Raw genomic sequence first — 11978 nt, 5'->3', positions numbered from 1 at the left:
CCCGGCCTGACCGGCTGCCCCTGCATCTCCAGGCGCTCCAGGCGCCGCGACGCCATGAGGCCGCAGGCCCACGGTCACAGCACCCGACAACAACGACGGTTCACCACGGAGGTCCATGTGCCCGCGTTCAAGCAACGAGAGAAAGTACGCTTCGCCAGCGGTGACACCTCTTGTGCCGCCTGGCACTATCCAGGGTCCAACGGCGGCTGCGTGATCATGGCCGGCGGTACCTCGGTGACGAAGGAGCCGGCCTCGGACCAGTTCGCCGCGCGGTTCAACGACGCCGGTTTCGCGGTCCTGGCCTTCGACCACCGACGGTTCGGGGAGAGCGGGGGAGCGCCGCGCCAGATCGTCAGTTTCGACGAGCAGGTCGCCGACTGGCACGCCGCGATCGAGTACGCATCCGGTCTGCCGGACGTCGACCCGGACAGGATCTCGGTCTGGGGCTTCTCGCTCGCGGGCGGCCACCTCTTCCGCGTCGCGGCCGACCACCCGGAACTGGCCTGCGCGATCGCGCAGACCCCACTGGTCGACGGCCGCGCGGTCGCTCCCCACGCACTGCGCTCCATGACGCCCCTCGCGGCGCTACGTCTGTTCGGTCGAGGTGTTGCGGACGCGCTCGGGGGCCTCGCCGGGCGTCAGCCGCTCCTGGTCCCGACCGCTGGACCGCGCGGCGCGGTGGCCTCGCTCACCACGCTCGACGCCATGGACGGCGACCAGGCCCTCGATCCCGACCGACGCCACACGAACTGGGAGCAGACGGTCGCCGCACGGATCGCCCTGCGGATCGGCGGGTACCGGCCCGGCCGCCATGCCTCCCGGATCCGGTGCCCCCTGTTGGTCGTCGTCTGCGACCAGGACCAGAGCGCTCTCCCCGGCCCCGCCGTCCGGGCCGCCCGCAACGCACCCCGGTCCGAAGTGGTCCACCTGACGGGCCGTCACTACGCCCCGTTCCTCGAGTCGCACGAAGAGGCCGTCGCGGCGGAGATCGCCTTTCTGGAGAAACATCTGGATCCCGCGATCCCAGGCGAGGCGCAAGCACCCGCTCGGTCAACCTGACATCGGGACGTTCTGCGCACACCCGGCCATCACCTGAAGCCTCCGAGGATGCCCCGGCCCTCTCGGCCGGGGAGGAATCGGACACCTGCGGAGCAGGGAACGGGAGCGGAATCGCGGCCAGGGCGAGCCGGCGTCCTGTGCGTGTCGAAGGTACGGAACCCCACCAGGAGTATGCAGCCGCGGGGTACATCGACGGGCGACGTTGGTCGGGTGGCGGATCAGGCGACAGATGGTTGTTCTGGGACAGGTGGTTGTTCTGTCTACTACACCCTTCCAGCGTAACGTGGTGCTGAGACGAGCAGCAGGGCGCGCAGAGGTGCGACCCACCCCTCGTCGGCGTCCCTCCCCCCGCCGGAGACGGCCATGTTCAACCACCAAGGTGAAGCCGAACGCAGCCTGACGGCGCCGCTTCCCGGTCCCCGATTCATCGCCTGGTGGGTGTGGACCGCGATCAGTTTCGGCGCGTTGGTCGCTGCACTGTGGTGGGCGGGAGGCAGGCGGCCCGCCTGGCGGGACGAAGGATACGTAGGGTTCGTGGGCTTCTTGGGGAGGGTCTTCGGCGGCCTCGGAACGGCCTTCCGGGTCGGCGATCGGGGCGCCTCCCTCGGTGCCCGTGCGGCCTTCATCGTGGCCCTGCTCCTGCTCCTGTACGTGTGGTGGCGGGCGACCCGTGCCTGGCTGGCCTTCAGACCGGGTCCGGTCGACGTGCAGCAGCTCGAGGACGCCACCCGGCCGGGAACCGTGAAACCGTCCGACACCGACCTCACCGCGAAACTGCGCCGCTGCCTGTCCGAGAGCAGCATGTACCCGCCGACGACCCTGCCCGCGCAGGCTCCGGTGGAGGGCTTCCTGGAGCTGCTCGGCGATGTCGAACTCGACCCGCACAAGCTGGGCAGCGTCCTGCCCAAGGTGCTGAGCCGCCTTCGTCCGAAACTGGCCTACCGGGTGAGCGGGATCCTCCAGTCCCGAGATGCCGTGCCCGACCAGTACGGCATGACGATCACCGTCACCGCGTTCCTGTTCGGTGGTTCGCGCGCCTTGACCGTATGGGGGCGGGACTGGGACGAGGTGATCGGCAAGGCGAGCATCTGGATCGTGAGCACGCTGCTGCCCGTCACCCGCGCCGGGAGACTCCCTCCCTGGAGCCACTGGTGGGGCGGAGAGCTCAGGCCGGAGCTGTACCAGGCCTACCAGGAGGCGACCGAACTCGGTCGCGCTGGACGGCATCACGAGGCGTTGGAACAGTATTTCAAGGCCGTACAGCTGGATCCGACGAATCCCTATCTGCGAGCCGAACTGGCCGAGATGCAGGAGAAGATGGGGTTGTACGTCGACGCGCTCAACACCACCCAGCGGGCTCTCACCCTCGACGGGCAGACCGCGCGCGCCTACCAGAAGCGTCTGTGGCAGAGCCGCTGGAGCCCTCACTGGCGCCGGCTCCGGTACCTCCGGCACCCTCGCCGGTACCGCGAGGTCCTCGGTCTCCGCTACAGGAACTCGATCATCCTCGGCACGGCGGAGGTGACGGCGGAACAGTGGTACAGACGAGAGGGCGCGCAGAGCAGTCGGATCCATGAGGAACTCATCCCGATTCTCGTGGAGCGCTACTGGCCGACTGCCGTCGGACTGGACGGCACGCGGGTAGACGGAAAGGCGCCTGAAGAGACCAAGCGCGCGTTGCGGAGGATTCTCCAGAAGAAGAAGAGGAGCGGTGCCCGCGACCACTGCCACGGGGAGGAGGAGCGGAGCATCCGGCTGGTGTTCCAGAGGGCCTCCCTCCAGGAGACGAATCGCCTTGCCTCAGATGACATGTGGGCTCGCCTTCTGCTCTACTGGCCGACCGCGCTGTGGAGTTGGACGCGCTTCCTCTGGCCCGCCGCATACGTCCAGACCTTCCGCGGCGCTCAACAAGCCGTCACTCGTGGCGCGTTCCTCACGAACCGAGGAGTGTGGGCGCCATTGCGGCTGGCGTGGGCCAGCTGGGAATACAACACGCAGGAGCCGCCGTACAAGTGGCGGCAACGGTACGCCTGGCGATGGAGAAGCCGTATTTCCTGGAGCGCTCTGGACATCCGGTTTCTGGAACGCAGACTCACCTGGGCGCGAAGATGGCCGACTTTTCACCGGGACTGGCTGGCCCACTACAACGCCGCATGTGTGTGCGCCATAGGCATGCACGCCGAATCGCCTCCGGAAGGAGAGAGGGCGAACCCGAGGAGCGACTTCGCCAGACACGCCATCGACCACCTGGAGGAGGCGGTGCTCATCCCCAGGAGATCCTTCGCAATGGTGGAGCGGGCCTGGATGACACAGGAGGACATCGACCTCAGGGCGCTCTGGAAGAACGAGGAGATATTCCGCGACTTCATCCGTACCGCTTACCCCAGCCCGGAGTTCTCCCTGCCGCCCCCTGCGGACAACTTTGCGGACGAGCAGCTCAGAGAGTACGACTACCGACTCCTCGAAGCGGTCGCCAAGGTCATGGAACAGGTCTGGCAGGCACGGAGCGAGAGAGCCGGGGTCGATATCCACACGGCGGCTTCGTGGCTTCGGGCGGAGAGCGAGGCCTGGGAGTCGGTTCATGAGATCGTGGACGTCGACCGCAAATACAACTGGCAGGATCGCGTGGATCTCATCCACCAGATCGAGACCAACTGCCACGCGGCTTCGTCCTCCACTCCGGGCTTTCCGCCCAAGATGGGGCTGCACAAGGACCCGACGGCGAACCGTCATGACCTGAGCCACCGACGAATAGACCAACGACTCAAGGACCTCAGGCGCTACATGGAGCCGGGGATCACTCGCCAGGAACTCGACCTGGAGGCACCTTTCTGGAGCGACACCCCGTATTCAAACAGCCAGGCAGGCCAAAGGGTCCTCCGGGACGCCGCGGCGGACGGCCTGACCTGGCTCAACGCGAAGGCGGTCCGGAAGATCGCCGTGCGATACGCCGCGACCTGGCAGAGGCTCAGCGATTGGCTGGAGCTCTCGGAAAGCCAGAAGCCGTTCAGTCAGGCCGTGGGCAAGGTCCCGCAGCTCACTCGGCGTTCCCTTTCGCGGGCCGACAACAGGAAACTGTCGATCTGAACGCCGCCCCGGACGTGCCTTTGCCGTGGAGGCGGCGGCCGAGCAGCCTCTGCCGGGACGAATGTCCCGGCGACCGCGGCAGCCGGGCCGGTGCGAGTCGCTGAGGCCGGCACCCCTGCGATGCTCGCCGGGAAAGGGGTGAGGGATCGGGGCGTCCCTGCACCTCACCCCCCTCACCTGCGCCGCAACAGCTACAGCTACAGCGCGAGGATCTGCCAGTCCTGGTTGGAGCCGCCGGTGGCGGGCCACTGGATGACGGCGGCGCCGTCCGCGGTGGAGGCGTCCTTGACGTCGGCGCACCAGCCGGTGCGGACGTTGACGAGCTGGTGGTAGCCGTTGGTCGAGGAAGGGACCAGCTTCCACGACTGGTTGTCGCCGCCGTCGGCGGTCCACTGGTTCAGTCCGTCGCCCTGGGCGGAGCCCCCCGGGCTTTGAAGGACCTTGCCGCTACGGACGTTGGACAACTGGAGTGAGCCGTCGGCGTTGGGCAGCAGCTTCCACTGCTGGTTGGTACCGCCGCTCGACGGCCACTGGATGACGGCGCCCCCGTCGACGGTCGAGGCACCGCTGACGTCCAGTACCTTGCCGCTCTTGCGGTTCACCAGCCGGAAGGTGCCGATGTCCCCGCTGAACGGCCGGTCGTAGACCTCCAGGTTGCGGATCGAGGCCCAGACGCCGCTGGGAAGCCCGGTGACGGTCACCCGCACATAGCGTGCCTGCGCGCGGAACACGGACACCTGCACCTGGCGGGTGCCGGTGGTGGCGGTCAGGTCGGCGAGCGTGGTCCAGGTGCTGTTGTCGGTGGAACCCTCGATCCGGTAGCGGTAGTTGGTGTCCGGAGACTCCCAGGCGATACGGGTGCCGGTCAGCGACTTCTCCGAGCCCAGGTCGACCTTCAGCCAGTTGCCCGTGTTGCCGTTGTTCGCGGACCAGCGCGTGGTGGTGGAGCCGTCGACGGCCTTGGCGGCGGTGTTGCCCTTGGAGGTTTCCTCGCTGCTGGCCGTGGCCGTCCTGCCGGCGGCGATGTCGGCCGGCTGCACGGAGCGGTCCAGCGTGACGCCGACGATGCTGTCCTCGGGGATGCGGGTGCGGTTGATGCCGGTGACCGTCACGCTGCCGTCCGCGCCGGTGGTGAACGGCAGGTCGCCGCCCGTGGCGACGTCGAAGACGCGGGTGACCTTGGCGTCTCCGGTGGACGGGGTGGTGAACGATGTGCCGCTGTAGCCGGGCAGCAGGTGGATGTAGAAGGTGTTGTCCTTGTACGTGTAGCCGTACTTGCCGTCCAGCGGTTCCCACGGTCCGCCGCGCGTGCCGTAGACGGCCTGGCCGCAGGTGGACAGGAAGGAGCCGACCCTGCGCACCACGGCGGCCTGGTCGGCGGGGACCGTGCCGGTGCGGTCGGGGCCGACGTTGAGGAGGACGGTCATGTTGCGCACCCAGGAGTTGACCAGGATGTTCATGATGTTGCCGAAGCCCATCACGGGTGCGCCGGCCTTGTAGCCCCAGGTTCCGCAGATGGTGAAGTTCTTCTCCGCCAGCCGCCCGTTGCGTATCGCGCCGGTGGGGATCGAGCCGCCTTCCTCGCTGAGGTAGTCGCCCATCCAGCCGGAGCGGGGGTTGACCACGATGTCGGGCTGGTGCTTACGCACCACACCCATCACACCGAGGGCCTTGCCGGTGGCGGAGTCGGTCTCGCTGTAGGCGGCGTCCACCGCCCACTGGTTGGCGCTGTCGCGGAGCTTGCCGGGCTCCCAGAAGAAGGCGGAGTCCGAGTCGGAGCCGTGCTGGCCCAGCCAGCCGCCGTCGAAGTAGATGTCGTCGATCTTGCCGTACTGGGTCATCAGCTCCTTGATCTGCTGGTAGACCTCGTTCTTCATGATCCGCGCGTTCTCCTTGTGCGCTGGATCGGTGGTGTAACCCCATGTGTTGGTCAGGCAGTTGGTGCCGGTGACGTCGTAGTAGCCGGGATAGCGCCAGCTCATGGGGGAGTAGTAGAGACCGACCTTGAGCCCGGCGTCGCGTACGGCCGTGACGTACTCGCCGACCAGGTCCCGTCGCATCGGGGCCAGACCGGCGTGGAAGGCGTTCGGGTGGGTGGACGGCCACAGGGCGAAACCCTCGTGGTGACGCGTCGTCAGGACCGTGTACTTCGCGCCCATGTCCTTGGCCAACTGGGCCCAGTCGGCGGGTTTGTAGGCGCTCGCCGTGAACTGGTCGCCGGTCGAGTCGGTGAAGTACTTCCGGTAGTTCTCCGGCGTGACGGCGGAGTTCTCCATGTACCACTCGCCCTTGGCCGGGCCGGAGTACACGCCCCAGTGGATGAACATGCCGAGTTTGGCGTCCTGCAGCCACTTGATCTTCTCGTCGGACTGCTGCTCGATGCCCAGGTCCGACTTGGGGATCCGCAGCGGAAGGAGCGGCAGCGGCTGGGGGGAGGAGGCGGCGGCGTGTGCGGGGGTCGCCAGGGTGGGGGAGACGGCTGCGGCAACCGTCATGGCGGCCAGGCCGGCCAGCACTCTGCGGCGACCGATCGGTTCGGACAAGGAACTCTCCTGACTCTTCACAGAACAGCACGTGCGGCTCAGGCGCGGGAACAGGCATGGGAGGGGACCTGACGGTGGATCGCATGGGCGACACGCCAGGGACATGGGATGGATTAGCAGGCACCAGTAGGGCTGTTGTCCAGTCCCGGGGCGAAAATCCACAAAATTGCAGAGGACTTGAAGATTATCCGTGATCTTCAACCCTAGACATGGGATGTATTTACTTTGCGGTAACCGTTGACGCGCTCATGCCGGGTGCCTAAGGTCCTGCGACGGATCGAACACATTTCAACAATCAGCAAACTGTCTGCACTTGGGAGCGCGGTACCGATGCTCAGACGTGCCTTCACACCTCTTCTCGTCCTGCTCCTGGGCGTGTTCACCCTGATCGCCACCGGATCCCCGGCCCAGGCCGCCGCGGTCACCGTGACCAACGGGACGCAGTTCACCGACACCAGTGGTGCCGTGGTGCATGCCCATGGCGGTGGCGTGATCAAGGTCGGCTCGTTCTACTACTGGTTCGGCGAGAACCGGAACGCCGACAACACCTTCAAGGCCGTCTCGGCGTACCGCTCGACCGACCTGAAGACCTGGGAGTTCCGGCGCAACGTGCTGACCCAGGCCAGCGCCTCCGAGCTGGCGGTCGCCAACATCGAGCGGCCAAAGGTGATTTACAACAGCACGACCGGCAAGTTCGTGATGTGGATGCACAAGGAGAACGGCAAGGACTACAACGAGTCGCGTGCCGCGGTAGCCGTCTCCGACACCGTCGACGGCGACTACTCCTGGCGGGGCAGCTTCCGGCCGCCGTCCGGTACGACGTCCCGGGACATGACCCTGTTCAAGGACGACGACGGAACGGCTTACCAGATCACCTCCGCGGCAGGCAACGCCGACCTGCACATCTACAAGCTCACCGCCGACTACACCGGATACGACAGCCTCGTCGCCAACCCCTGGCCGAACAACTTCCGTGAGTCACCCGCTCTGTTCAAGCGTGACGGCGTCTACTTCATGCTCACGTCGGGCACCAGTGGCTGGAACCCCAACCAGCAGAGGTACGCCACCGCCACCAGCCTGGCCGGCCCCTGGACCCCCATGACCGAGATCGGCGACGCCACCGCCTACGGCTCCCAGACGGCGTACGTGCTGCCGGTGCAGGGCACATCGGGGACCTCCTACCTCTATATGGGCGACCGCTGGGGCAACTCCATGGGCGGCACCGTCAACGACTCCCAGTACGTCTGGCTGCCGCTGACCTTCCCGACCAGGACCACCATGAACCTGCCGTGGTACCCGCAGGTCACCATCGACACGGCCGCCGGCACGATCACCGGCGTGGGCGGAGGCCCGTACTACAACCTGATCGCCCGGCACAGCGGCAAGTGCCTCGACATCACCGACAACTCCGCCGCCGACAGCGCGATCGCCCTCCAGTACACCTGTGTCGGCGGTGGCCTCAACCAGGAGTGGCGGCTCCAGGATGCCGGCGGCGGCTATGTCCGCGTCCTCGCCCAGCACAGCGGCAAGTGCCTGGACGTCCACGGGGGTTCCACAGCCGACGGTGCCTTCGTGAACCAGTACCACTGCACGGCGGGCACCAACCAGCAGTGGCGGTTCGATGACCAGGGAGGCGGCTACTACCACCTGGTCGCCCGGCACAGCGGCAAGTGCCTGGACATCCAGAACGCCTCCACCGCCAACGGCGCCCGCCTCATCCAGTGGCCCTGTGGTACCGGCACCAACCAGCAGTTCCAACGGCCTGCGGCATGAGACGGCCGTGCCCGGCAGGCCTCGACGCCGGCCGGGCACGGTCGCGGACCTGCGAGTCGACGAGGCGGGGCTCCATGCCAAGTTCCACCCGGTCCGGCTCTGCGGTGGCAATGGCTTGCCCGTCGAGAGACGGTGCCGAGAGGAGCTCGGTATGTGGTCGCGCCTACCGTCACACATCATCATGCGGAGGATCCCGCCGGAAACCTACGGCACCGCTGGGCCGCTCGACGCGGCCCGACGTAATGCCGACGTAATTCGGTTGCCGCTCCCCGTGTCCGCCCCGCACCATGGGCCGGACACCGGGAGCTGCCCGGTGCTCCACGAGAGGAGGCACGACCGTGACCACGACTGTCCTAGGCCTGCCCGCAGACCGCCTCTCTCTCGCCTCATGGAGCACCTTCAGCGATGTCTCGCGACGATCTCTCGCAGCACCCTCAGCACCCTCAGCACCCGGCACATTCTGACGAGTTCAGCACCGACCCCTACCGCCACGTCCCGCCTCCGGACGACCTGCGCGACGTCGACGAACGGTTCGTGTTCGACTTCCGTTCCTACGACGACCTGGAGGACGGCCAGCGCTGGTCGACCTGGCTCAGCGTCGAACCCCTCTGCCGAGGCCCCCAGCCGCTCCCGGACTGGGTGGTGACCTCGCAGGGCGCGATCGACACAGAGCTCGGCGTTCTCAAGACCGGCAAGGAGGCCGACGTCCACCTCGTCGAGCGCGCCGACCCGCTCGACGCCTCCGCCGGCGTGGTCATGGCGGCCAAGCGGTACCGCTCTCCCGAGCACCGGACCTTCCACCGCGCGGCGTCCTACACCGAGGGCCGCTCGATGAAGCGCTCACGTGACGAGCGGGCCCTCAACCGGAAGAGCGCCTTCGGCCGGCAGGTCGCCGCCGGCGAGTGGGCGGTGTCCGAGTGGGGTGCGCTGGTGCGGCTCTGGAACCTCGGGCTGCCGGTTCCCTACCCGGTCCAGATCGACGGCACCGAGATCCTGATGGAGTGGATCACCGTCGTCGACGAGGACGGAGACGTCGCGACCGCGCCCCGGCTCGCCCAGGCTCGACCCTCACCCGAGCTGCTGGCGGCGTATTTCGAGCAGCTCACCGACGCGCTCGCGACGATGGTGCAGAACGGCCTCGTGCACGGCGACCTCTCGGCGTACAACATCCTGGCGGCGGGCGAACGGCTGGTCATCATCGACCTGCCGCAAATCGTCGACCTGGTCGGCAACCTCAACGGGATGAACTTCCTCCAGCGCGACTGCGCCAACATGTGCCGCTGGTTCCGCTCGCGGGGCCTCGATGCCGATGAAGACGCGCTGTTCGCGGAGCTGATGGCGCACGCCTTCTGAGCCGGGAGCCCGGTGTCCATCGCCGGTAGTTGATCGTCAGTGCGCAAGGGGGCGGACCGACGAGCGGCGGGTCTTCCGCGAGAAACTGCGGGTGGAGGCGGCCGAGCGGTTCGTCGAGGGTGACGAGAACGCGGTCATCGGACACGACCTGCGGGTCAGCTTCGGTCCGTGCAGCGCTGGCGCGAGGCATGGTCGCAGGGCGGGCTGAGCGCCTTGGCCTTCGAAGGGCCGGCGTCATTGCCGCTGCGCAGTGACGAGTTCTTCGCTGTGCAGGAGCAGGAGCAGGAGCAGGAGCAGGAGCAGGAGCAGGAGCTTGCCAAGCGGCCGACGGCGCACGGCTGGCCGGACCACGCTCCAGTACCGCCACGACGCTCTCGGCGGCTGCCTCGCAGGAGCCGCGGACTGGTGTCCGTACCACCATGACGACTGCACGCATTCAAGGTCAGTAACCATGTGTACGCGCACCGCACGTGATGGGCGGGCTCGACGAAAGTGCCGGGCCCGCCGATTCCACGTCCGCTAACCAGCGGCAGGCGGCTCGCCGGCCTTGTCGACCACGGCATGCTCCAACTCGGCGTTGCTGGACAGCAGTGTGCCGGACTCTCCGTAGGACTCGTCCTTGGTCAGATAGCTGCGGGAGCCGAGGAAGGCGTAGTCCTTCTTGTCGAAGACCCACTCGGTCCTGATGCCGTAACGGGTGTCGTCACGGGCGATGCCGAGGCCCTGGCGGCCGATGGCGTCGCGCGCCTTCGGGGCCGGGGTGACTCCGGGGATCTTCGCCGCGGCCCGGTAGAGGGCGGCAGCGGTGCGGGGCGGCATCAGCCCGCCGAGCAGCGAGCCGATCTGCTCGAACACCGCCTGGTCGCGCTCGCGGCCCTGGGCGTGCGGGGTCTTCGTGTACAGGTAGGTCAGCAGCTTGTCAGGGTCGGTGGGCAGGGAGCTGAGCCAGCGGTAGGTGGGCCGGTTGATGCCGGCCGCCGTGCCGTGGGTGTCGCCGAGTTCGGCGTTGATGGGGGAGGTCTCACCGTCTTCCCGGATCAGACCGAGCTTGAGCAGACGCCCCGGCTCCTGGGCGGACCACACCTCACGGTCCGTCAGCGGGCCGAGTACGGCCTTCCCGGTGGTCAGATCGGCGCCGCGGGTCTTCTCCTTGGTGTAGACGAACTGATCGTCCCGGACGGTGGGGGCAGTGTGTTTCCCGGCGGCGGCGGAGATCCGGTTGAGCAGGGCCGCGGCAGGCTGCATGTCCGTGGCCGCGCCGTGCGACGCGGTGCCGGAAGACTCCTTGTCGCTGTCGCTCAGGGCGATTCCCGCCGTCAGTGCGCAGGCCAGGGCCAGCGCGGTCGCCGGCGCCAGGAGCGTGGGCCGCAGCAGCCGACGGGCCGACCAGGTACGTACGGCTTGGTCGCGGTCGATGGTGTGCATCAGTTGATCCTTGTGACGAAGGTGCTGCTCGCGCGGAACGTCCCAGTCGGCCGGGGGCGGTAGCAGGCGGGCGATCTCCTCGCGGTCGCCGCGCCACTCCCGGGAAGTGGAGGTGGTTCTGTCCTTCATGTGAGCTCCTCCCGCACGGGCAGGGCCGCGATCGCGGCCGCACTTGTCATCTCTCCGCGGGCAGAGCCCGGTTCCAGGTTTTCCTCCGCGAGACGGGCGAGCTTCTTGCGGGCACGCGAGAGCCGGGAACGTACGGTCCCGACCGCGATGCCCAGAGCCTCGGCCGTCTGCTGGTAGTCCAGGCCGGACCACACGCACAGGGCCAGCACCTCCCGCTCCTGGCGTCTCAGCCGGTCCAGGGCGACCTGAACGGCATGCAGGTAGCGCGCGTCATCGATGCGTCCGGCCAGCTGGGGCGCGAAGTCCTCCACACTCGGGGGCTGAGGCTGACGCGCCAGGAACAGCTGGCGTCGGCGCAGGCTCCGCCGGGCGTTGTCCGCCTTGTGGGTGGCGATGCCCAGCAGCCAGGGCAGCAGGGAACCGCCGTCCTCCCGTACGCGCGTGCGTGTGCGCCACGCGGCCAGGAACGTCTCCGACATGATCTCTTCGGCTGTCGACCAGTCGCCGGTCAGGCGCAACCCGTGGTTGTACACGGCGCGGGCGAACTCCTCGTACAGCTGGGCGAACGCCGCGCGGTCCCCTTCGCGCACGCGGCGGCGCACCTCGTTC

8 protein-coding genes are annotated in these 11978 nt (G+C 67.8%); 5 read left to right on the top strand and 3 right to left on the bottom strand.

What is annotated here, in order from left to right; genetic code table 11:
* Window positions 1–216 precede the first annotated feature (216 nt).
* Together OG870_RS02295 and OG870_RS02290 are read left to right on the top strand one after the other, a co-directional pair.
* The gene (locus OG870_RS02295) at window positions 217–1059 is read left to right on the top strand and encodes an alpha/beta hydrolase (protein WP_323178493.1); all 843 of its coding nucleotides are present in this window, start codon (window positions 217–219) and stop codon (window positions 1057–1059) included.
* 534 nt (window positions 1060–1593) lie between these two features.
* The gene (locus OG870_RS02290) at window positions 1594–4146 is read left to right on the top strand and encodes a tetratricopeptide repeat protein (protein WP_327690549.1); all 2553 of its coding nucleotides are present in this window, start codon (window positions 1594–1596) and stop codon (window positions 4144–4146) included.
* 197 nt (window positions 4147–4343) lie between these two features.
* Here the strand turns inward: OG870_RS02290 and OG870_RS02285 are convergent, their stop codons facing one another.
* Window positions 4344–6689, bottom strand: coding sequence for an alpha-L-fucosidase (locus tag OG870_RS02285; protein WP_266592772.1), 2346 nt, complete (start codon window positions 6687–6689; stop codon window positions 4344–4346).
* 330 nt (window positions 6690–7019) lie between these two features.
* On the opposite strand from OG870_RS02285, the gene OG870_RS02280 reads away from it, so the two are divergent.
* The 3 genes from OG870_RS02280 (at window position 7020) to OG870_RS02270 (ending at window position 10238) form a co-directional block, all read left to right on the top strand.
* A complete protein-coding gene (locus tag OG870_RS02280; RefSeq protein ID WP_266845265.1) occupies window positions 7020–8462 on the top strand; it encodes an RICIN domain-containing protein in 1443 nt (480 codons plus the stop codon).
* Window positions 8463–8867: 405 nt separating this feature from the next.
* A complete protein-coding gene (locus OG870_RS02275; protein WP_266524786.1) occupies window positions 8868–9815 on the top strand; it encodes a serine protein kinase RIO in 948 nt (315 codons plus the stop codon).
* A gap of 168 nt (window positions 9816–9983) precedes the next feature.
* Window positions 9984–10238, top strand: a complete 255-nt coding sequence (locus tag OG870_RS02270) for a hypothetical protein (protein ID WP_327690548.1) — start codon at window positions 9984–9986, stop codon at window positions 10236–10238.
* A 96-nt stretch (window positions 10239–10334) separates the two neighbouring features.
* On the opposite strand, the gene OG870_RS02265 is transcribed toward OG870_RS02270, so the two are convergent.
* Together OG870_RS02265 and OG870_RS02260 are read right to left on the bottom strand one after the other, a co-directional pair.
* Window positions 10335–11369 carry a CU044_5270 family protein gene (locus OG870_RS02265; protein WP_266592778.1) on the bottom strand — a complete coding sequence of 345 codons (1035 nt, stop codon included), beginning with the start codon at window positions 11367–11369 and terminating at the stop codon, window positions 10335–10337.
* Window positions 11366–11971: an RNA polymerase sigma factor gene (locus OG870_RS02260; RefSeq protein ID WP_266525803.1), complete on the bottom strand. Its 606-nt coding sequence runs from the start codon at window positions 11969–11971 to the stop codon at window positions 11366–11368. Before OG870_RS02260 ends, OG870_RS02265 begins: the two co-directional genes overlap by 4 nt.
* Between the last annotated feature and the right edge of the window lie 7 nt (window positions 11972–11978).

This window comes from Streptomyces sp. NBC_00461 (assembly GCF_036013935.1).
In the GTDB taxonomy this organism is placed as follows: Bacteria; Actinomycetota; Actinomycetes; order Streptomycetales; family Streptomycetaceae; genus Streptomyces.
The sequence above is the reverse complement of the archived record's forward strand: the minus strand, read 5'-3'. Positions and strand labels throughout refer to the sequence as shown.